This window comes from Halorubrum sp. PV6, assembly GCF_003990725.2.
In the GTDB taxonomy this organism is placed as follows: Archaea; Halobacteriota; Halobacteria; order Halobacteriales; family Haloferacaceae; genus Halorubrum.
The window spans coordinates 15,677-37,852 of the sequence record NZ_CP030065.1 but is presented as its reverse complement, the minus strand read 5'-3'; the positions used below and the strand labels follow the sequence as shown (position 1 = coordinate 37,852).

The following is a 22,176-nucleotide window of genomic DNA, read 5'->3' as shown; positions in this document are numbered from 1 at the left end:
CATCCTCAGACGGGAGTGTGGCGTCTCGTCGTCGGCCGCTTTCGTGACCTCAAACGAGCTTCAGGCTTCACGAGAAGGCAGGGGAAGTGAGCGGTCTATCCCCCAGACCGAGTCGTCTGTTGACGACGTCAACCAGTACCCTGACGCCCTCAAACCCATTGTTCGTCTGAATGGGCATCCTCGTCTTCAACTTGGAACCCCTCGTTCCAGCCAACGTGCCCGGACATGGAAAGCGTCCCGCCATCGACAGTGTCATGATCGTATGCGATACCCAAGACGTCGATGAGTCCGCCAGGATCGCAGGATTTCGCTGAATTCCACGTACTGTCGACGGGTGGATAAAATGGCTGCTAGTGGGTGGATCGTTGCCGAATCCAGCCGATAACAACCTTTTTCATATCTCTCCGTGTGCAGTTTTTACACAACGATGACAGACAATACAGTACTCGTTACTGGCGGAACCGGCTTCCTTGGTTCTTACGTAGTCGAGGATCTTGTCGATGCGGGTCACGAAGTTGTCGCGTACGACCTTTCGACGGACGACCGAATCCTTTCGAAGCTCGGCGTCTCCAACGATGTAGCAATTCGTCGCGGCGATGTTTCCGAGCCAACCGACGTGGTACGTGCAGTCAAACAGACAGGCGCGACTCACATCGTCCATCTCGCGGCCCTGCTTACGAACACCGCACGCGATAACCCGCGTGCGGCACTTGACGTGAATATTCAGGGGACGAACGCCGTTTTCGAGGCTGCGCGGACTCTTGACGACCAAGTCGAACGGGTCACTTGGGCGTCCAGCGCCGCAGTGTATGCTCCTCCGAATAACTACGACGCAGAGTACGTTAACGAAGACGAACTCGTCTATCCCGACACCCTCTACGGCGCGACTAAGGAGTACAACGAACATCAGGCCCGCGTCTACCACGAGGATTACGACGTCGACCACGTCGCGTTGCGTCCAACCGTCGCGTACGGGCCGTACCGCGAGACTGGCGGTTCCGCGTTTCTCGCCAACATCATCGAGAAGCCCGCACTCGGCGAGTCTTTCAGTGTCAAGTACGGCAACCAGGTTATCGACTGGCAGCATGCTCGTGACATCGCACAGGCGTTCCGCAAGGCAACCTTCGTCGACGAATCTGCGCTCAGCCAGCGCATCTACAACGTCCGTGGTGTCCTCGCGACAATTCAGGAAGCGGCCGACACTGTTCGTCAAATCATCCCCGACGCCGAGCTGGAGGTATCCGACGAGGGCGAGCTTCCCTGGACGCAGAACCTCGATATGACCGCCGCACAGGAAGACTTCGGGTACGAGGTCGAGTACGGCCTCGAAGCGGGCTTCCGCTCATATATAAACACGCTACGCGAACAAAATGGTCTCGACTTGGTCTAAGCTCGGGCTTCCGACGGGCTCCCGCTATTCGTCGCTGAGGCGCTCGCCGTCAACGTAGAGTTTCTCCTTTGCCGGACGTCCCGTGTCGTAGCTGTCGTGGTACTCGAACAGCTGGAAGAGTGCGCCAGTCGGGTTCGACGGCGGGACGAACGCCTCCGTCCAGTCGTCGTACTCACGGTACTCGACGACGTTCAGCCCGGCCGTCTTGATCTTTGCAGCGATGGCGTCGATATCGGCGACCTCCAGCGTAACGTGGTGCAGACCCTGGCCGTGTTCATCAAGGTATTTAGTCAGGAACGTGTCCTCAGCTTCGGGTGCGATGAGTTCGAGCCGGGATGCCCCACGATTGAAATCGTACTGCGCCCACCGGAACCTCCCCTCGACGGATTCCTCAACGAGCTTCCGACAGCCAAAGGCAAAGAGGACGCCTTCAGCGGTTTCAATGGAATCGACAGCGATGCCGATGTGGTCGACGCGGACTGCCGGATGGTTGGACATGTATATACGATGACTCGCAACCCAACGTATATCCTTCGACGAGAGCTCCGTCAAGAACTCTCACTGACGGACTGTCGCCTGACCGCTTGTACGTCTGTCTCGTTTATCATGCGTATGTAGCAGGAGAGTCCGTCAGCTAAATCTTGGTGGAGGAAATCCGGAGTTTGATTATGGGCCTCTGTGTATCGATCTATGATGTACGAACGCGACTACATGGAAGGCACGCGTGGCACCATGGCCGTCGATTGGGAGGAACGAATCGACGTCCGGCGGATGCGACGCGAGCGCAAAGAGAAGGCACTGGACCGACTACAGGACTCGGAACTGGGATCGATGTTGCTAATCAACGACCCGAACGTCCGTTACGTGACCGGGCTCGCGATGACTGGTGGTAGCGGTGCTGACCACTACACGCTCCTGACCGAAGACGGCGACATCGTTCACTGGGACACGGCCGACCACGCCTCGAACCAGCGGTTCAACTGTCCGTGGCTAGACGATATTCGCTACGCTTGTCCCGGTCTGGGGAACGTTCCGCGCGCAGCTGCACGACAGTCGGCTCGAGACTGGCTTAAGGACAAGATGGCCGAGACCGTCTACACTGCGATGGAGGAGTACGGCGTCGCCCGCGAGCCGATGGGCATCGACGTCGGTAGCGCTGCCCTTATTGAGAAGTTCGAGGACCGCGGCGTCGATGTCGACACCAGCGCCGCAACAGACATCATGCTCGACGCTCGGAAGGTCAAGACTCGTGACGAAATTGAGTGCCTGCGACAGGTCGCGGCCATCTGTGAAGCCGGCTTCCAGAAGATCACCGAGGCCGCCAAACCAGGAATGCGCGAAGCGGAAGTTTGGGGTGAGGCTGTCGGTGAACTCTGGCGCCACGGCGCGATGGCTCAGGGTGGGTACGTCACCTCCGGTCCGAACACTTGGCCCAAACATCAGGCCAACACTACTGACCGTGCCATTCGTCCAAACGACCTCGTCTACGCTGACTTCTACAACATCGGCTATCTCGGCTACCGCTCCTGCTACTATCGGACGTTCTCCGTCGGAGAGCCCACCCAGCCCCAGAAAGACGCTTACGAGAAGGCTCGGGACGACCTCTACGACGTGCTCGAACGAATCAAGCCGGGCGCGACCACCGACGAGATCTGCAAGGGCTTCCCGGACGAAGAGGGCGAACATATGGACTGGTACGGCGCCGACGACTTCTGGCAGATGACTACCAACCACTGGGCGCACGGTCTAGGCCTCCAGCTCTACGAGACGCCGCTCATCTGGCGCGGTATCTCGCCGGACCACCCCATCGAAATCGAGGAAGGAATGACGATGGCCGTCGAAACCATGCAGCCCGCCGAGCGCCAGGGTGTTCGCGTCGAGGAAATGGTCGTCGTCCGCGAGAACGGCGTCGAGATCCTCAGCGAGTGGCCCGTCGAAGAGATTACTCGCATCGACCACTGACGCAGCTAGGCTCGTCGCTATCAGCCGTCGGTTCCCTGTGAAACACGAAATTCGCCACCCACACTTCCGAGATCGCTGTCGGTGAGTCCGACTCGTCAATGACGACACGGATGACACCACTCCCGGTAGAGATCGTATTCTCTCTGACTGCTTTGAGGACCATCGATTTATGCACGATTGATATCCTCGACCAGTTGAAGCTGGAAGATTATTTCGGATAAGTGATGGCCGTGTTAGCTGAGGCGCTCGCTACGCCCAGTTGTAAAGTATTCCGCAGACGCGCGCGACTGGGGCGCTTGCGCCGGCGACGCCGAAGACAACCCGGTATCCGACGAGAGTATGGGCTCGACTACCTGCCACTATTTCGGCCTTCCAGAAGAGATCTAAGACGAGTCCAATCACGCTAGGGGAACAGCCGCACCGAGGAAACTCTTTCCGTGTATGTTTCCCGTTGCAGTCCGGAACGCGCTGCCGTATGGTTGGTATCGCTTCGCAGCAATGTTTATTCGTCCGGCTGAGAATTGGATGAGGTGACTATGGATGTCGAAGCGTTCTTCGAGAACATGCCGTTTGCAAAGTTACTCGGTGTGAAACTGACTGCCATCAACGACGGACACGCCGAAGGCAACATCGAGATGCGCGAGGAACTCTCTTGGAACGAAGACAGAGTAATGGCGCATGGTGGCGTCACGTTCACTCTCGCAGATACTGTCGGCGGAGCTGCGCTCGTTTCGAAAGTCGATCAGCCGGTGCCGACCATCGATATGCGTATCGACTACCTCGAAGCTGGCACCGGGGACCTCCGCGCTGAGGCAGACGTCCGCCGACTTGGCGGCGATGTCGGCGTCGTTGACGTGGACGTGTACGCGGCCGACGGCGCACAGGTCGCTGATGCTCGCGGCGTCTACAAGACTGGATGATCGGTCGCGACGGGCTGTGACTCGGAGTAGTCAGGGACGAGCGCCTATTTTCTGGCAGCGGAATGCGTGCTTCGTCACAACTAAGTAGGCGACAAGCACCCACTGTGTCTCTATACAGTTGGGATTATTACAGATAGCGCCGACCATCGAACCCGAGGCGGAGAGTAGTGACGCGATAAATCTCGACGCGTTCTGGAAATGGGCGTTTACGACGCTTTTCCAGCGGGATCCCGAGCCGGTGTCCGTCATCGACCACGAGGCAGGATAACGGCCTAGAAGAGCGACATAGTCGACCTACTACACTACAATGAATACGAAGTCATCGGACGGAACGGCTATGAGGTCTTCAAGACCGGTGGTAAGACCAGACCCTGGCCGAAACCGTCCTCCAAGAGAGGAAGCCAGTCCCCAAGACGGATATCTGGACGGCAACCGACGCCGACCTGTTCCACTCGCTGGCGTTGGCAGTTCCGATCCGGGACAGACAGGGTGACGTGGTCGCCGTCGTCGAGGTCAGCCCCTCGGTGACTAGCCTCATCGACAAGGCGGTCGAACGGATGGACCGGCTCAGCGACGGAATAAACTATGTGACGACACACAGTGAGAAACAGGCCCGGCCCGTCCGCAAAATGTTCGATATGGCCGAAAGGCTCGAAGCCGATATCGACGCGGCCTGACCGCGATTTCGACCAGCTCGACCGTGTGTCAGTCGTATTGTCGCTCCGGTTTTCTCATTAGAATCATATTGCGATTATTGCCCAAAAATTTATGATGTACCCACGAATCATGCGAATGAATGTCAAACAACGCCCAGCGTAGCTGGCAAGACGTATCACGACGTGACGTTCTGAAAGCGGGCACAGCGGTCGCCGGTGCAGTGGGTATCGGTGCCGTCACACAGACAGAACTCGCGTACGCACAGACCGACGGCGGAGAGGCCACAGTCACGATTAAACGCGACGAGTACGGCGTCCCGCACATCTACGCGCGCGAGGCCGACAGCCGCGCTCCCGTGTTCTACGGCTACGGCTACGCGACGGCCGAAGACCGGCTTTACCAGTTGGAACTGTACAAGCGCTACTACCACGGCACCGTCGCCGCAGCCATCGGCGCGGGCGAGGGCGACAACGACTGGGTCTCCTTCGACAAGGCGGCCCGTCGCAACACGGCTGGGGAGCCGTCGCTGGACGCGCAGGCACAGGACCAGCTGAAAGCCGACCAGCGGGAGGTTTTGCAGGCCTTTACAAACGGAATCAACCGCTACATCCGGGAAGTCCGGGATAGCAACGAAATGGAGTTCCACCAGGCGTTCCAGGAGAGCGGCTTCGAGCCCGAGGAGTTCTCGACGGAAGACGCCGCCGGGATGTTCGTCGGGAGCATGGCCTTTTTTAGCGGGTTCCAGTTGGAGACGCTGAACGCGACGGTCGTCGACATCCTCACCGGTCAGACCGGCGACGAGCAGCGCGCGATGGAACTCTTAGAGGACCTCAACTGGGGTGACGACCCTGGCGCACCGACGTCGACGGTCCAGTCGGACGCGGGTTATACGCCACCGTACACCGAAGTTAGGCGCGACAACCCAATGTCGTCGGGAACGTCAACCACGAGCACGCCCAGCAGCTCCGTCAACGTCTCCCGCGGTGCGACCGGCGAGCGCGTCGAGGCAAGCAACCGCATCACCGGTGGGGACTTCTCCATCCCCGACGACCCACAGGCCGTCCACGAGTCCGAGATGGAGCGGGTCCGGACGCTCGCGACCGGCCTGAACGAACTCGGCCTCCCTATCAAGTACGGCTCGAACGCGCTGGCGGTCCAGGGAGACATCACCGACAGCGGGTCGTCGATACTTATGGGCGGCCCACAGATGGGCTTCAACACGCCTTCTATCATGTACGAGGCGGGGCTGCACGGCCCGGAGTTCGATATCGCCGGCATCACCGTCACCGGCTACCCGTTCATCATGTTCGGGCGCAACCGCAACGGTGCGTTCACCTCGACGGCGGGCATCGACAACTGCCTCCAGATGTTCAACGAGTCAATTACCGTCAACGAGGACAGCCCGGACACCTACACCTTCCAAGGCGAGGAGTACGAGATCGAGACCAATGAGGAAACCATCGAGGTTACAGGCGGCGAGGACGTGACCTACACCGACCGCTTCACCCGCCACGGCGTCATCACGACCTGGGACCCCGAGAACGAGCAGGCCATCGCCCAGACCAAATCCTACGGGGGGCGACACATGAACTGCTGGCGGGCGTATTACGAACAGCAGTTCGCCGAGGATGCAGAGGAGTTTGTGGAAGTATCTCAGCGGTGTGACTACGCCCTGAACTTCATGTGGGCGGACAACAACGGCGACATTGCGTATGTCCATCTCGGTCGGTACCCCGACGCCGAATCCGTCGAGTTCGACACCCGTCTCCCGGCTGACGGGACCCAGTACGAACTCACCAAGGACGACTACCTCCGGGCCGCCGACGGAGAGGTGCCCGCGGCGATCAACCCCGACCCAGGCTACTCGGCACAGTGGAACAACAAGCCCGCGCCGGAGTGGAACAACGGCGACCTCAGCTACTCGTGGTCGACCGACCACCGCGTCCAGCGAATCATCAACATGGTCGAGCACCGCCTGTCAAACACCGGCAGCGTCGGTTACGAGTTCCTCAAAGACGTTGTCTACGACATCTCCTTTACCGACCTCCGCGCTATCCGGTACAAACAACACCTGATGGACGCTCTGGATGCGGCAGACCTCACCGACACCGAGCAGGCCGCGATGGCCGAACTGGAGTCCTGGGACCACTTCGCACAGGCCGACGGCGACGACCACGAGGGCCAGTACCCTGCTGGCTACACCATCTGGAACGAGACATTCCCGCACATCCTGCAGGAAGTCTTCGCCGAGACCTTCGGCGACGCCTACGGTCCGGCGTCGTACTTCCTGAACTACGACTACGGCCGCGGGACGCTGATGCGCGTTCTCAACCCCGACGAGACGGCGCTTGACACCGCCGTCGACTACGTCGGTGACAGCCCCGACGACGAACTCGTCTCAGCGTTCAAAGCCGCCGTCTCGTCGCTGAGCGGTGAGTACGACGGTGACCCATCGAGCTGGCGCGGCGACGCCTCGCTTCATACGTTCAACAACCTCGCGCTGTTCGGGATGCCCATCGGCGTCACCTCCGCGGGCAGCACCGCGCGGATGAACCGCGGGACCGAGAACCACTTCGTCCGTATGAGCGACGACCCGACCGCCGAGAACATCCTCCCGCCGGGTAACGACGGCTACGTCGCACCGGACGGGTCGACCGGCCCCCACTACGACGACCAACTCTCCATGTTCGAGAACTTCAACTACAAGGATCTGCTATTCAGCGACGATGAGATCGACGCCGCTACCGAGTCGACACAGGAAATAGCCCGACAGACCGACACGGTGACACCGGACGACGACACTACCACATCCGACGACAGCACGGCAACACCGGACGGGTCGACGCCGGACCCCTCGACGCCCGCTTCCGAAGAAGACGCGACTACCACCACCGGCGATAGCGTCCCGGGGTTCACCGTACTGAGCGGCGCGGCGGCCGTATTCGGGTCGGCACTCGTCTGGCTCCACAAACGCGGCGGCGAGGAGTAAGCTACTTTCCGAGCATCCCTTCAATTTCGTCGTCTCCGAGCAGGTCAATCAGCGGCTCCTCACCGTCTTGGTAGGACTGCCACTCGCTCTCGGACAGCTGATCGCGGATTTTCGCCTCGCTGAGCTTCGATTCGAGCAGTTCATCCACATCGTCGGGGTCGTAGCCTGGAACTGGCATAACATAACATACCACCTAATCGGCATTATAATTGCGGGCTGAAGTGTCAGGGACTGTTCAGTCCTGGGTCTGAGAGTATTTCTCGACCCACTCTTTAAGTGTGATTCCCATCGCAGACTGGGTAATCGCGTTCGAGGAGGCAGAGTTTGCGCTTTTGATGAGTTCGGCTTCCATCGTCCTAGCGGGAATTTCGCCAATGAAATGAGGGATGGCACGCTGGACGGCCAGCGGACAGCCCACTTCATGTGCAAGGGCATAGCCAGACAGCGAGTGAGGCACTTCTGCGGTGGCATACTCGGGGTCTGGCTCGATGAGTTTTTCATCATCAACAAAATCGACGTACTCGTAGCACTTTCCTACATCGTGAAGAAGCGATGCCGCAACGATGACGTCCATGTCCGGGTCTACGCCGTGAAACTCGCGCTGTTCGGCGGCAGTTTCACGAGCGATGCGGGTGACACCACGGACGTGTTCGGCGTTGGTTACATCATGGATGTTCCACGCGTAGGGAATGTCGTTGATGTCGCGCCAGCCGCCACGACTGAGTCCGAGCGTCCATGCTTCAACAACCTTCTCGCGCAAGTCGTCGCTCTCAATGTTGTCGAGTTCTGGAAAGGCCTCACGAACCTGGGTATTATACTCCAACATGGGTCACTCTTGGCGCTTGACGACCCGCTCTTTCCCGATGAACCGTGGACGCTCGTTGATGGCAAGAAAGTTGTCGACATCGTCACGGGCTTCCTTTGCCTTGCCGCTGGGGGCATCATAGTCCCGGGATCCTTCGCTTCCAAGCGCACGGTACAGCTTATCAAGATCCTCGAAGTAGAGCTCTGCGACGCCGTCGAATTCAGCGTTCTTGGGATCACTCGGGATTACTTGACTGTACCTGACGACGCCCTCGATCTCGCTGGCGATAGGCGTATGGGTGTTCTGCCAGTGGTCGATGAACTCTTCATGTGTCATGCCATCCTGGCGGACAAGGAACGCAGAGTGCTTGTAGAGGCCGTCTGTGTCGCCGTCAACCTCGTCTTTGACGACTCGTTCCTCTCCGATGATGCGCGGACGCTCATCGATCGCGAGGAAATTATCTACGTCCTCGCGGGCCTCGGCTGCGACCTCTTTCGTCGGGTCGTAGTCGCGCGATCCGGGACTACCGAGTGCTTCGTGAAGGTCGTCAAGCGTCTCGAAGTACAGTTCTGCGAGCCCGTCGAACTCAGAGTTCGTGTCGTCTGTCGGCAGGACTTGTTGGTAACGAACGACGCCTTCGATGTTTCTCGCGATGGGCGTATGGTTTGTCTGCCAGTAGTCGACGAACTCCTCGTGAGACAGCCCATCCCGCCTGACTAGTAGAGCTACGTGCTTGTACATCCAATGAGCATCCCTCGGCATGAAGGATAAAACTTCAGGTTGGGGTGGACCGGGCTGAATCTTAACGTGGGCGAACAGGTGTATGCCAAGCCACGAGCGGGCAGACCGCTCAGTGAGAGAGTGACTTCAGCGACTCGCGCGCTGTATTCAGCACGGTTCCGAGAGCATACAATCGATTGAGAGTTTCAACAGAGCCAAAGTTCGCCAATAAAAATGGCTGGGCGAAATAGGCACCAGTAGACCGCCACTGACGGTTTGAGACCGAGAATTAGATGAAATTCAATTGGGTCAGACTGTCTGTTCCACAGAAGGTTTTAATAGGAGTTGGATGCCAATCTTTGGTGTGAGTATGAAAGACACACATGACAAGACAAATCATACTGTACCGAGCACTAGCTCGCGTCGGAAATTCATGGCAACTGCCGGGGCAGCCGGTGCGTTTGGACTCGCCGGCTGTAGTGGCGGTTCAACTGGCGGAACAAATACCATAACTGTCGGCAGCGTGAATCCAATGAGCGGTCCGTACAGTTCCCTGGGACCGAACCAGCGCCGGGGCGCCGAGCTGGCCGTCAGCCAGATCAATGCCAACAGCGACTACGACTTCGAATTCGAACTCGTGACTGGTGATACCGAGACCGAAGCGAGAGCAGCACAAGACGAAGTGCAGCGCCTCGTCCAGCAAGAAGGAGCCGATTTCATACTCGGTGCGATTTCGAGCTCAGTCGCGCTGGGAATCAACGAGATCGCGAACTCTTCGGAGTTCGTTTATTTCTCGGGCGGGGCCGCAGTCCCCATCACCGGGTCTGCGTGTAACCCCTGGGTTTTCCGGTTCGAGACCAACACCGCAATGATCGCCGAGGCTATTTCGGCCTACAGCGTCAACGAGCTCGGGACAAACGTCTGGTTCCACTACGCCGACTACGCGTACGGTCAGTCGGTCTATGACCGTGTTAGCCAACGGATGGCCAGCGCGAACGGAGAGTACAACGAAACTGGTGTGTCGACCTCGCAACTCGGCGCGTCGAATTACGGCTCGTACGTCAGCCAGATCAGCAACTCCGATGCCGACATCGTCGTCTTAGGCATGACCGGCGGTGACCTCGTGAGTTTCACTAATCAGGCTGCAGACCAGGGTCTGACAGACGACAAGATTGTCATCGGGCCGACCCAAACGTTCCAGAGCGTGCTTGCTGGAACCGGCATGAACAGCGTCGAGACTTACGGTGGCGTCCGATACTTGTCGACGCTGGATACCGGTGACAACCAGCAGTTTGTCGACGCCTACGAAAGCGAATACGACGGCTCGCCAGGCAACTTCTCCCGTGTCGGGTACGACTCGCTGCGTCTGATAGCAAAAGGGATGAACGAAGCGGGCAGTACGGAGGTTGACGACGTACGTGACACGCTTGAAGGCGGTACCTACGAGACGGTCCTCGGAGATATCACGCTCCGCGAAGAAGACCGTCAGGCGACCAACCCGACATGGATGGGCGAAATTATCGACGACGGTGGATCTCCCGCCGTCGAACTGGTCAATGAAATCCCTGCGGGTGAGACACTTCCGCCAGCAAGTGAACTCGGCTGTAACTAACCCACCATGGTCGCTCAATTTGTCGAACAACTGATAAACGGCCTCACACTGGGAATGGTGTACGTTCTCTTGGCCGCCGGACTCTCGGTTATTTTCGGCGTGATGGACGTCATCAACTTCTCACACGGAGAACTGTTCGCGCTGGGTGCGTACTTCGCGTTGAGTATCATCGCGCCGCTGGGGAGCGGCATCGGGTTCTGGGTAGCACTGCTTGCCGCCCCGCTCATCGTTGGTGTCATCGGTGCCGGAATCGAGCGGGTCACCATCCGGCCACTGTACGGTCGTAATCCGCTCTACCATATTCTGCTAACGTTCGGGCTTGTCCTCATCATCAACGACCTCATCAAATTGGTCTGGGGAACCGAACAGCAGCAACTGGTCGTGCCGGACTATCTCACCCAGTCAATCAGTGTCTTCTCGATTCAGCTCTCGCTGTATAACTACTTCATCATCGGATTTGCGGGGGTGCTCGCAGTCGGCACTTGGCTCCTGCTCAACCGGACGAAGTACGGGATGATCATTCGGGCCGGCTCACAGGACCGCCAGATGGTCCGAAACGTCGGCATCGACATCGACCGCTACTACACGCTCGTGTTCGGATTCGGTGCCGCGCTCGCGGCAGTCGCCGGCATCGTTCTCGGCGGCTACCAGAGCGTCTCCACCGGCATGGGGAATAGCGTCATTATCTCCGCGTTCGTCGTCGTCGTCTTAGGCGGCCTCGGGAGCTTCCGCGGTGCGGTCTTCGGCGGGCTCCTCGTCGGCGTCGTCCAGACAATGATGCGCGTCTATAACGGCACGACGCTCTTCGAACTCGGTGGGTTTGCGCTGACGATTCCCAACCTACAGGGGCTAACGGTGTTCCTGCTCATGATCGGGGTGTTGCTCGTCAAGCCACAGGGACTATTCGGGACCCGAGGCGACGAATCTGAGGGCGGGGAGGGTGAGATTCTCGTTGGGTCGAGTGGTGGGTTACTAACCGACTCAACGAGAACCAAACTCGGTATACTGTTCATTGCGGCGATGATCGTCTTTCCAATCTTGCTGTTGTTCACCGGCAGTCGCTACTACGTGCTCGTAATGAACAACATTCTCATTTGGGCGATCTTCGCGTTGAGCCTTGATGTGGTGATGGGCTATGCGGGGCTAGTCCCGCTTGGCCACACGATGTTCTACGGTGTCGGTGCGTACACCGCCGCGCTCGTGATGTTGCACTTCACGTCATCGTTCGTTGTAGCGATCGCCACCGCGATTTTCATCTGTGCGGTCATCGCTTGGATTGTCGGGAGCCTCTCTATTCGAGTGTCGGGTGTGTACTTTGCGATGATCACGCTCGCGTTCGCCGAACTGTTCTACAACGCGGTGTTCCGATTGGGATTCACGGGCGGCAGCGACGGCCTGCTTGGATTTGAACCGACGATGGGCATCGCCGGGCTCGGCGTCCCTCTCTCGGAGATCAGCTTTGCGTTTATGGGCTACGAGATCGAACAACAGATTATCTTCTACTACATTGGGCTGTTGCTAGCCGTGCTGGCGTTCCTGTTCGCACGGCGTGTGATGGACGCCCCATTCGGCAGTGTAATCCAGTCAATCCGAGAGAGTGAGGAGCGCGCGGAGTTCATCGGCTACAACACGGTCAAATACAAGCGCCGTGCCTTCGTTATCAGCGGCGGGATCGCTGGACTGGCCGGTGGGCTCCTTGCGGCGAGTCCAACAACGTTTGTCATCTCGCCTGACCAGACGCTGGCCTGGATTCACTCCGGTGAGGTAATCGTCATCGCCCTGTTGGGTGGGATGGGAACGCTCTTCGGCCCGATGCTCGGCGCGGGCGCGTTCTTCGGTGCTGAGGAGATACTCTCGCAGTACACCGAACAGTGGCGGATGATAATCGGTATCATCTTCGTGTTGTTCGTTATCTACGTCCCACGTGGTCTCGTCTCGGTCCCGTCGCTGGTCGTCCAGCGATTTGATCGGTTCGGAGAAGGCGGCAAACCCGGCATTGGCATCGACGAATCGGAGGTGCAATCAGATGACTGAGGCAGTACTGGAAACCAACGAATTGACGAAGCGCTTCGGCGAGCTCACCGCCGTCGACGACATCTCGTTATCAGTCGAAGACGGAGAGTTCCGCAGCGTCATCGGCCCAAATGGCGCCGGCAAGACAACAACGTTCAACCTCATCACAGGTGCGCTGAAGCCCAGTGAAGGAGCTGTACTATTCAAAGGCGAGGATATTACTACCATGCCCCCGCACGATCGCGTTCGACGCGGTCTCGGTCGATCGTTCCAAATAACGAACGTCTTCGGCGGTCTTACCGTCCGTGAAAATGTACGGGTCGCGGCACAGTCGGTGTACGACGATGATATCGGTCCCGTGTCAGCAATGTTCCGCGACAAGAACAGCTTCGACGGTATCACCGAGCAGACAACGGAGGTACTGGAGCAAATTGGGCTCCGGCACCGAGGCGAGGAGAAGGCCGAAACGCTTGCATACGGCGATCAGCGTCGCCTCGAGATCGGGCTGGTCCTCGCAACAGACCCCGACATAGTCATGCTTGACGAACCCACAGCGGGAATGAGCAGCGAGGAAACGCAGTCGACGATGAACCTCATCAGCGAAGTGCTTGCGGACCAGTCGCTGATGCTCATTGAGCATGATATTGACCTCGTTATGCGTGTCTCTGACAAAATCACCGTGTTGACGCGTGGACAGGAACTTGCCACTGGTACACCAGAGGAGGTAGCGAACAATGAAGACGTTCGCGACGCGTATCTAGGAGGTGCGCGAGAATGAGTGACAAACTCCTTTCGCTGGAAAATGTACAGGCAGGGTACGGCCTGACGCAGGTGTTACAGGGTGTGAACCTCAACGTAGAGCGGGGGAGCGTCGTCTCGCTGGTCGGACGCAACGGGGTCGGTAAGACGACAACGCTGCGTTCTATCATCGGTAACATCTCACCAACTGGCGGGACCATCACGTTCGACGGCAAAGACATCACATCGATGAGTACGGAACAGACAATTCAGAGCGGCATTGCGTTTGTTCCCGAAGAACGACGCATCTTCTCGGAGCTCACCGTTCGCGAGAACATCGAGATGGGGCGACTCGGTGTGGATGCCAGCGATGGCCCGTCCGTCGACCAAATCCTCGACATGTTCGAGAATCTCAAAGAACGCGAGAATAGCCACGGGTCAGTGCTCTCGGGTGGGGAACAGCAGATGCTCGCCATTGGACGAGCACTGACCGCAGACCCAGATCTTCTCTTGCTTGACGAACCGACAGAGGGGCTTGCACCCTACGTTGTCAGACAAATAGAGGAGATAATCCAGGATCTACACGATCAGGGGATGACGATTCTCGTGGTCGAACAGAATATCCCCATCGCGCTCGATGTCTCCGACTACACATATATATTGGAAAAAGGGGAAATCGTCCACGAGGGGATGGCTGCAGACGTGCGAGAGGATCAAGAAGTACTCGACAAACACCTTGGCGTCGGGCTGGCAGACTGAGCGCGGCCCCTTTTATCTGCACCAGACACGGCGAACTAGCCGTGGAAACCACCAGAGTAGCGATACATACATTACACTAGTCACTGAACAATGTTCTATGAAAGATCTGCTATTGGGTATCGACCAGAACGTCGACCGGGCAATCAAACAGGCGGAAACAGTTCTCAATCTCTTCGAGTCTGACAACATCCACGTCTACTTGCTACACGACTTTGGCGAGAATCCTGAAGGGGCCTCAGTCGTTCAAGTCAGTTCAGTAAAGCGTGCGAAGGAACTCTTCGAAGAAGCCAATGTTCCGGTCGACCTCCGTGAAGGCAGTGGGGACCCGGCAGAGTCTATCATCCAACACGCTGAGGAACTGGACGCTGACGCCATCTGCATTGCAGGTCGGAAGCGCTCACCGGCTGGAAAGATGCTGTTTGGGAGCGTTTCTCAGTCTGTGATTCTGAACGCTGACCGCCCGGTTCTGACCTGTAGCGCGCCTCATGAGCTGGAGTAGGAACTGCTTTCAGGATCAGTTCGTTCACACTGGGAGATCATTTTCACGCGGTCGCTCATTGCGATTATCATCAATCAATAATCCCGTGGGCCGGATTTGAGGGCGATTTTAGATCTCGAACGATTCGGACTCACTGGTGGGATAGGTTCACGCGGAGTTCGCCGGTGACTCCTCGAATAAAATCTGCATAATCTCCCTCGATGCGGTCGTCCAAGCGGTCGACAGGACCCGAGATACTGATCGCTCCATAGACGTTCCCGGAGGTGTCGGTGAGCGGAGCGCCGACCCCTGTGACACCATTTAAAAAGTACTCCGTGCCGTATGCAACCCCCTGATCCTGTATCACTCGCAACTCTGTTTCCAGGTCTGCGCGGGTCCGACCATCGGCGAGGGGGAAACTGTAACCGTCGAGAATCGCCTCAAGACGCTCTGCTGGGAGCACAGAGAGAATAGACATTCCACCAGCCAGTTCGTAGAGTTCGGTTTGCTGTCCGATCCGCGAGTTCGTTCGAATAGCACGGTTCCCCAGTGAATTTGCAAGGAACACTGCCTTGTCGTTTTCCTCAACAATCCACCAAGCCTTCTCGCCAGTCTCCTCTGCGATTTCGTCCAACTTCGGAACGACCTCGTCGTACATTGCCTGTGTCTCCCGAATGTCCATACCGATGTCTAGAAATCGGAGGCTGAGACGGTACTTTCGGTTGTTATTTTGTACTACATACCCCCTGTCCTTGAGGGTCGACAGATGGGCGTGGACGGTACTTTTCGGCATCCCCAGCTTCGTGGCGAGGGCCGTAACGCTCGCTGTTGTCTCAGATTTGAGTGCTTCAACGATATCCAGCATTCGCTCGTCTGACCTGATTGTATTTTTTATTGGCATACCGCTCGGTGGGGACAAAATAACATAAACTTATTCACTGTGAGTGAACAATCTCTACCGAGATAGCGGCATCCTATCACTCAAGACACCTGCCCTGATAAAGAACTTTGACCACTACATTTGCCAAAATTGGCGTTGTACACTCAACTTCTTCCAATTTGTTTTCTGGCTCTCTAATAACGTTCTCGAAACGAATGTTCTGCTAGATGACGCTGAATACTGAACTCAATCAACAGCCGCAGTATTGTTCTCTCCCCCACAAAGTCTGAGCTGATCTTGTCTAACGAGCGGCCAAATTAGTCTATTTCGGGGACGAATCACTTCTCGTCTGAACGCCTTTCTCCAAGGAGCGGAGAATCTAATGCGAACCGAATCCTAACAGAATATACAACTATGTTCGATTCAGTATCGTTAGGCGATCTGACACTGAACAATCGGATCGGCTTAGCTCCGATGACACGGGTAAGTGCAACGGACGATGGGCAGGCAACTTCCAGGATGGCACAGTATTACACAACGTTCGCCAAAGGGGGATTCTCCTTTCTTATCACTGAGGGCGTCTACACTGATAGCGTCTATAGTAAGGGCTATAACAAACAGCCTGGGTTGGTCACTGACGATCACGTGGATGCGTGGACTCACGTGACTGATGCCGTACACGACGCTGGCGGGGTGATTTTTGCGCAATTAATGCACTGTGGTGCCCAGAATCAGGGGATTCCACAAGAAAGCGATCAAGAAACTATTGCCCCGTCAGCAGTCAAGCCGGACGGTGAAAAGAACGAAGCCTACGGTGGCAACGGGCCCTACCCCAAGCCGAAGGAAGCCAACAAGGAAGACCTCGAAACTGCCCGAAAGGGGTTCGTTGCGGCGGCGATAAACGCTCACGAGGCCGGCTTTGACGGCGTGGAGATTCACGCCGCCAATGGCTACCTGCTTAATGAATTCCTTTCAGACAAAATGAATCGGCGCGAGGACGAGTACGGTGGTTCACCGGAAGCGCGGGTGCAGTATCCTGCAGAAGTCGTCAATTCGGTCGTTTCGGCTGTGCCCGAGGAGTTTATCGTCGGCGTCCGAGTGTCACAGTCGATGGTGACTGACTATAGCTACGTATGGCCTGAGGGCGAAGAGGCAGCAGCGGTGTTCTTCGAGGTGCTCTCAAACACTGGGGCAGACTACATCCACACGACCGAACGCTACGCCACAGAGCCAACGTTTGGAGAAGATGGGCCATCGCTTATGGAAGCCGCGGTCAAGTACGTCACCGACAATACGGTCGTTATCGCCAATGGTAGCCTCGGGACACCCGACGCAGCACGCCAGGCGATCGACGACGGGGCCGACCTCTTAACCCTAGGGACGAGTGCTCTCGCGAACCCGGACTGGCCATCGCGGGTTGTGGCGGGCAAAGAACTCGCACAGTTCGACCGGACGCAGTTGCTGGAACCGAAAGCCACCATCAGCGACGAGGAACTTTCCCCTGGCATCTCATCAGTTGACGATTAGTCACCGTTCTTTTTACTCACACATTACCCGCTGGTCGCAGTCGTCTTCGAACAAGAGGATTTCAAATATGAAAACCAGCTTTGTCAAAATGCTCAACGGTTGATAGTTTTGCTCATCTAGGTGGTAGTGTTCAAATAGGCTGATTCCATGCGAATGCGAACGAGCGCAGCCACTCGTTTGCTGTTCTGCTTCAGCGTTGCTAAAACAGTTTGAGAAATAGATAGTTTTGTATTTTACGTTAAAAAATGATATGTTTGACGCGGTTCAGATTTCCATGTCGTTGGTATCTAAAATCGAGATCGTGTTTTCTACAGACTCGCCGAAGTGGAGCTGCGCCATCGACGAGAATGATCGCGTCATCTACGTCGTGTTTCTCGCGGAGATCTGCAAAAAGCCGATCTGCGACAGCATTGTTTCTTGTCGTTTCAAGCTGTGTATGAAGCAGATCATTCGTTTCTGGATCAACAGCAGTGTACAGCCAATACTGTTCATTGTCAAGTCGAATTACCGTCTCATCGACCGCAACGTGATTCGGGCTTCGACCGGACTCCGGCTGTAGATCGGCCTTGTGAACCCAGTTGTGAACGGGAGATTGAACTCGATTAACACCGAATACCTCAAGAAACAAAACAGTATTCGAAAGCGATGATACAACCAAATGAAGCTGAATACTGAGCTTCACCAGCAGTTTCGGTGTTGCCTCTCGCTCCACAAAGTCTAAGTTGATTTTGTCTAAACGGCCGCCGAGTCGGGCGTTTTCGGGCACAGATTACTTTGAAAACGCACCGCCTCACCTTTCAGTCCTTATCTGAACACAACCAGGCTCACTGGGGTATTTAGTTGACGTCTCGTGAGAGATACGATATGCCCTCCACGGACACCACACGAGTAGCACCCGACCACCGTTGGGAGACGACCCTTCACGGCATTCGTCGGTTGCCGCACCGGACGGCCGCGTTCATCGTCATGATGCACCCCGCGGTCTGGGTCGGCCTGTTTGTCGCGCTCCCGCTCGCGGTCCTCGGGTCAATGGCCGTCTTCGGATCGCAAGCAGCCGTTGGGTACGTGATTGTCTGTGCGTGTCTGTGGTTGATGATCTGGTTTTCGGGTGCGGCGCTCAACACCCGATCGCAGTCGAGCGGGCCGCAGATCAGGAGGAATCTCGTGCACAATGCGGTGTACGGTGCCATCTCGTCCGGAGGAGTGACTCGGCAGTTGGAACGCGCCAAGTGGGCACTGTGGCGCCGTCAACACGACTAACATTCACCTGTTAGGCTAAGTATTACAATACCGGGATAGTCCCCATCCGCCAGTAGCGATGAGAGTGAGCGAGGATTTTGACAGTTCCAGAGAAGCCATCAAAGCGACGGTCGCGCGATACAACGACCGACCGGACGAGTGTACTCTGCATCCGGCGCATCCCGACCGCGGAAAACGAACCACGGAGTGGGTGACCGCAAAGCAGGGTGCCTACGTCTCTCTGGCTATGTGGCGTTGACATCCTCCCCGCGCTAAAGCGCAAGGATTCCTCCGTTGGGGGTTCGGCTGCCGACCCACGGAGGCAACTTGCGGGTTTGTGCGCACTTCTTTGGGACTTTCGTGAGGGTATGGTTTCCCCGGCCAGTCGTGGTCGTCCCACTCGAATCGCACGGGCCGTGCCATCGGCCTGATTTCGCTATCGCTGTGTTCTCGAAGGAACGTCTCTGACGCTGTGAGGTCGGCGTGCCCTTCGAAGCTACATGAACACGTCAGCGTATCTCCGTGGCGAACCGTCTCCGCGTGGTCGCCATACTCGGGACACGTCTGGCTCGTCCACGCTTCCGACTCGGCTTCGAGACTGATGCCATATTCCTCACAGACGCACGCGAGACGGTGGATGAACTTCTTGAACGCCCAGAAGTTGTGCGTCTTCTTGTTCACCTTGACCGACCAGTGTGTTTCCAGAACGTCGGTCAGGTCGCCCACGTACACCGTCGCCACCCCCTCGTCGTACAGCCGTTCAACGAGGTCGCGTACCAGCGCGTTCTGTGTGTGGTCACGGCGTTTCGTCCGCTGTCGGTACAGCCGCCGAATCCCGCTTGGAACTGCAGCGTCCCTCACGGAGTTTCGACTTTAGACGGGCAATTTCGTCGGTCGTCTCGCGGAACCGTCCGAAGTCGTTCGTGGTAGCCGAGTCCGTATTTGTCTTTCAGTTCCTGCCCAACAGGAATTCCGAGACGACTACGCTTGCCCCACTCAATCGTGTACTGGTTGCACCGAATGTAGGTGCGGAGTTCGTTGATCCAGCTATCCCCACTGTACCGAACCTCGTCAATGATTTCTCTAGATATGATGTTCTAGAATATGATTATTCGGCTCTGTTGAAATACTCAGAAAGTGACATATTTCGACGCAGTCGCGGTCAATACAAGAGACCAAGGCTGTCAATCAGTGTATTCCGACTCATCGGTAGTCGTTTGTGTAACCGGGAATATCTCTGTGTCAGGTGAGTTGAGCGGGCTGTCAGTTCCCGTGAGCCACGCAGAGAGGTAGACAACACAGGCAGCGATGACAGCCACCGGCAGCTGGCCCGTAAAAACGCCATAGACAACTGTGACAGCGACCTTAGCGCGAGTGAGCGTGTGACGTTCAGCATCGCCGTAGTACACCAGTGCCGCGACAACAAGCGCTGAAAGCGTGAACCCCGCCCCAATTAAGACCTGACCGATCAGGACCACCGAATACGCAAATCCACCTATGCCAATCAGCACCAACGCCGCTGCAATATAACCACGCTTTGGGGAGGGCATGTTGAGTTCGTTTCATCCAAATGTCTTAAATTACGGCATTCGAAGCAACTCTCATCGACCGGATGTTTCAGGTGAGAATATGGCTGAAGAATAGGATTTCAACAGAGCCGATTATTCAGAATATTTTCATCAGGCACAACAGAAGCCACGGCAGCTCCTACTGGAACAGTTCGTCGAATTTGCGGCCGACACGGTTCTTGATCCCGAAGACATTCGTCCTGATTGTAGCCCGCGACCCAGGAAACGCATCTTACCGGTCAGCCTCAACAGATACACTCGTGTGACATCCGTGTCATCTCGATGAGGTGGCGGTGGATATCGTCGGCGAGCCGGTACATTGCCTCAGCCTGTTCCTTCGTTGCGATACCGAGTCTGTAATAGGTCTTCGTTCGGTTTCGGTTCCACAGCTCGGTAAGTTCCTCTCCGAACGCGTCGTCGTAGAACACTAAAAAATCGAGTCCCTACTCTGTTTGGATTCTGGGTCGATTGAGGATTGAGTATCGATACAAGGCGGGTGATGCTACAGTATGACTCTCAGTCGGCACGGGCTGACTCGTCTTCTGATCTTACCCGTAGAAGAGTATGGCTTCCGCGGCGGCGATCAGGTGACGAAGGTCATATTGTACTCCTTCAGCAATTCAACGAGAGGCCGTATTTCCGAAAAATTCGGTCCCTCAAACACGACACCGACATCGTCGTCCCAGTCGATGTAGCCGGCATCTGTCAGTGTGGGGAGCGTGACGTGATACAGACGGAGGGTGGCGGTCTCGTCGTCCAGTTGCTCTTCGAGCGTGGCGATGCTAACCCCCGTAGGTTCCTCCAAGAGGGCCGCAAGCACCGTACGCCTTTCGGGACTCGTGAGTGCTTCCATCATCGAATCGATGGCGTCAGAGAATGCGACCCGTTGTTCGATAGCGTCGAATCCCTCCTCCTGGTCGGGACGATCGTGCCAGAGGGTCAAAATATACTCTACTGCCTGCCCTTGGAGTTCGATAAGTGCTTTTTCCTCGCCGGTGAGTGGTTGATCGCGTGGGGCGGTGTTCGCATAACAGAGCGTTCCGTAGAGCTCGCCGTCGACGATGATCGTCGTTCCGAGGTAACTTCCCAAACCAAAGGTCTCGTACGCTGGGTCTCCTTCCCACCCTTCAGTACTGGCATTACTGACCGCCATCGTCCCCTCCGGGTCTGTGATCGTTTTCCGGCAGTATGTTTGTGAAAGTGGGATGGTGGTGTTCTGTTGTACCATCTCGTGGGAACTATGTACGATCTCAAAGCGCTCTGTTCCGTTCTTGACATCGATACTCGACAGAAAACCGTACTCCAACCCGAACTCGTCGGTCTCACTCGCAAACAGTTGCTCGAGTCTCGTACTTGGATCGGTACCTGGAGAAAACAACGTCCGCGAGAGGCGTTGAAAGTATGCCACTCCCTCTGCCGCGTCAGCTGTGCAGATGCGGTGTGTCATTGTGGTTATAACGCCTCTCCGATGTTATCGTGAAAGTTCATTTCCTACCTACATATAGCTGTGGACCGGATAATTGAAATAGAGCAATTGGGCTCCATTGAAATTCTCAATTAGTAATCTGTTCTGGGAGCCGTGCTGAATACAGAGGGTGGGCTTTGTTTAGACGCGGTGCAGTTCGTGTTCTACAGTCGCTATCCCACGAACGAGATCGGGTAGAGAGCTACTTTTGGAGTGATTCAGTTCATCCAAGAGAGCAACTAACCGCAGCCGTCGGGAGCGTCTAAACAAGGCTGGTTGATATAATTCGATATAGGCTATCCCTCGGGTTAGCGATCTGTACGTAGCTCTCATCGACCGACTGTTTCAGGTAAAATCTGTCTGAAGAAGAGGATTTCACCTATTGAAACGCTGCTAGCGGACCAAACCACGTTTAGCGGCAAAATGATTTCGCCGTCCGGGGATCTGTTCGTTT

Annotated in this window: 20 protein-coding genes and 2 pseudogenes; 12 read left to right on the top strand and 10 right to left on the bottom strand. The window is 56.6% G+C overall.

The annotated features are described in order from the left end of the window. The first annotated feature begins 427 nt into the window (after positions 1-427). On the top strand, positions 428-1,390 hold the full coding sequence (locus tag DOS48_RS27915) for an NAD(P)-dependent oxidoreductase (RefSeq protein WP_168654309.1): 963 nt from the start codon (positions 428-430) through the stop codon (positions 1,388-1,390). A gap of 24 nt (positions 1,391-1,414) precedes the next feature. Here the strand turns inward: DOS48_RS27915 and DOS48_RS27910 are convergent, their stop codons facing one another. Next, a complete protein-coding gene (locus DOS48_RS27910; RefSeq protein WP_168654308.1) occupies positions 1,415-1,888 on the bottom strand; it encodes a VOC family protein in 474 nt (157 codons plus the stop codon). Positions 1,889-2,083: 195 nt separating this feature from the next. Here DOS48_RS27910 and DOS48_RS27905 point away from each other — a divergent pair, with 195 nt between their 5' ends. From DOS48_RS27905 to DOS48_RS27890, 4 genes are all read left to right on the top strand, one after another. Further along, positions 2,084-3,352 (top strand): M24 family metallopeptidase, encoded by a 1,269-nt coding sequence (locus tag DOS48_RS27905; protein WP_168654604.1) that lies wholly within the window; start codon positions 2,084-2,086, stop codon positions 3,350-3,352. A gap of 536 nt (positions 3,353-3,888) precedes the next feature. Next, on the top strand, positions 3,889-4,272 hold the full coding sequence (locus tag DOS48_RS27900) for a PaaI family thioesterase (protein ID WP_168654307.1): 384 nt from the start codon (positions 3,889-3,891) through the stop codon (positions 4,270-4,272). 494 nt (positions 4,273-4,766) lie between these two features. Beyond that, complete coding sequence (locus DOS48_RS27895) at positions 4,767-4,949, top strand: hypothetical protein (protein WP_168654306.1); 183 nt, start codon at positions 4,767-4,769, stop codon at positions 4,947-4,949. 119 nt (positions 4,950-5,068) lie between these two features. Continuing rightward, positions 5,069-7,918 carry a penicillin acylase family protein gene (locus tag DOS48_RS27890; protein WP_168654305.1) on the top strand — a complete coding sequence of 950 codons (2,850 nt, stop codon included), beginning with the start codon at positions 5,069-5,071 and terminating at the stop codon, positions 7,916-7,918. 1 nt (position 7,919) lies between these two features. On the opposite strand, the gene DOS48_RS27885 is transcribed toward DOS48_RS27890, so the two are convergent. Genes DOS48_RS27885 through DOS48_RS27875 form a run of 3 tightly spaced genes read right to left on the bottom strand, consistent with a single transcriptional unit; the run spans position 7,920 to position 9,464 of the window. Then, positions 7,920-8,096: a hypothetical protein gene (locus DOS48_RS27885; RefSeq protein ID WP_168654304.1), complete on the bottom strand. Its 177-nt coding sequence runs from the start codon at positions 8,094-8,096 to the stop codon at positions 7,920-7,922. Positions 8,097-8,153: 57 nt separating this feature from the next. Beyond that, a complete protein-coding gene (locus tag DOS48_RS27880) occupies positions 8,154-8,744 on the bottom strand; it encodes an HD domain-containing protein (RefSeq protein WP_168654303.1) in 591 nt (196 codons plus the stop codon). Positions 8,745-8,747: 3 nt separating this feature from the next. Further along, on the bottom strand, positions 8,748-9,464 hold the full coding sequence (locus DOS48_RS27875; RefSeq protein ID WP_168654302.1) for an EthD family reductase: 717 nt from the start codon (positions 9,462-9,464) through the stop codon (positions 8,748-8,750). A gap of 412 nt (positions 9,465-9,876) precedes the next feature. On the opposite strand from DOS48_RS27875, the gene DOS48_RS27870 reads away from it, so the two are divergent. The 5 genes from DOS48_RS27870 to DOS48_RS27850 all read left to right on the top strand — a co-directional run bounded on the left by DOS48_RS27870 (position 9,877) and on the right by DOS48_RS27850 (position 15,064). After that, complete coding sequence (locus DOS48_RS27870) at positions 9,877-11,055, top strand: ABC transporter substrate-binding protein (RefSeq protein WP_394353610.1); 1,179 nt, start codon at positions 9,877-9,879, stop codon at positions 11,053-11,055. A 6-nt stretch (positions 11,056-11,061) separates the two neighbouring features. Next, a complete protein-coding gene (locus tag DOS48_RS27865; RefSeq protein ID WP_168654301.1) occupies positions 11,062-13,089 on the top strand; it encodes an ABC transporter permease in 2,028 nt (675 codons plus the stop codon). After that, the gene (locus DOS48_RS27860) at positions 13,082-13,846 is read left to right on the top strand and encodes an ABC transporter ATP-binding protein (RefSeq protein WP_168654300.1); all 765 of its coding nucleotides are present in this window, start codon (positions 13,082-13,084) and stop codon (positions 13,844-13,846) included. Before DOS48_RS27865 ends, DOS48_RS27860 begins: the two co-directional genes overlap by 8 nt. Beyond that, the gene (locus DOS48_RS27855) at positions 13,843-14,565 is read left to right on the top strand and encodes an ABC transporter ATP-binding protein (protein WP_168654299.1); all 723 of its coding nucleotides are present in this window, start codon (positions 13,843-13,845) and stop codon (positions 14,563-14,565) included. Before DOS48_RS27860 ends, DOS48_RS27855 begins: the two co-directional genes overlap by 4 nt. 97 nt (positions 14,566-14,662) lie before the next feature. Further along, the gene (locus DOS48_RS27850) at positions 14,663-15,064 is read left to right on the top strand and encodes a universal stress protein (RefSeq protein WP_168654298.1); all 402 of its coding nucleotides are present in this window, start codon (positions 14,663-14,665) and stop codon (positions 15,062-15,064) included. 130 nt (positions 15,065-15,194) lie between these two features. Here the strand turns inward: DOS48_RS27850 and DOS48_RS27845 are convergent, their stop codons facing one another. After that, a complete protein-coding gene (locus DOS48_RS27845; RefSeq protein WP_244629425.1) occupies positions 15,195-15,944 on the bottom strand; it encodes an IclR family transcriptional regulator in 750 nt (249 codons plus the stop codon). Between the two features lie 393 nt (positions 15,945-16,337). Here DOS48_RS27845 and DOS48_RS27840 point away from each other — a divergent pair, with 393 nt between their 5' ends. Further along, positions 16,338-17,450, top strand: a complete 1,113-nt coding sequence (locus DOS48_RS27840; RefSeq protein WP_168654297.1) for an NADH:flavin oxidoreductase — start codon at positions 16,338-16,340, stop codon at positions 17,448-17,450. 130 nt (positions 17,451-17,580) lie between these two features. Here DOS48_RS27840 and DOS48_RS27835 read toward each other — a convergent pair. After that, positions 17,581-18,216 (bottom strand): annotated as a pseudogene (locus DOS48_RS27835) (IS6 family transposase). Between the two features lie 98 nt (positions 18,217-18,314). Between DOS48_RS27835 and DOS48_RS29440 the strand changes: the two are divergent. After that, positions 18,315-18,710, top strand: a complete 396-nt coding sequence (locus DOS48_RS29440) for a hypothetical protein (RefSeq protein ID WP_244629424.1) — start codon at positions 18,315-18,317, stop codon at positions 18,708-18,710. 210 nt (positions 18,711-18,920) lie between these two features. Here the strand turns inward: DOS48_RS29440 and DOS48_RS27825 are convergent. The 4 genes and pseudogenes from DOS48_RS27825 to DOS48_RS27810 form a co-directional block, all read right to left on the bottom strand. After that, positions 18,921-19,726: pseudogene (locus DOS48_RS27825) on the bottom strand (zinc ribbon domain-containing protein); the annotation flags it as partial. Positions 19,727-19,873: 147 nt separating this feature from the next. Next, complete coding sequence (locus DOS48_RS27820; RefSeq protein WP_168654296.1) at positions 19,874-20,239, bottom strand: hypothetical protein; 366 nt, start codon at positions 20,237-20,239, stop codon at positions 19,874-19,876. 263 nt (positions 20,240-20,502) lie between these two features. Next, on the bottom strand, positions 20,503-20,685 hold the full coding sequence (locus tag DOS48_RS27815) for a hypothetical protein (RefSeq protein WP_168654281.1): 183 nt from the start codon (positions 20,683-20,685) through the stop codon (positions 20,503-20,505). Positions 20,686-20,840: 155 nt separating this feature from the next. Further along, entirely contained in the window at positions 20,841-21,704 is an 864-nt protein-coding gene (locus DOS48_RS27810; protein WP_168654295.1) for a GAF domain-containing protein, read from the bottom strand. Positions 21,705-22,176 lie beyond the last annotated feature (472 nt).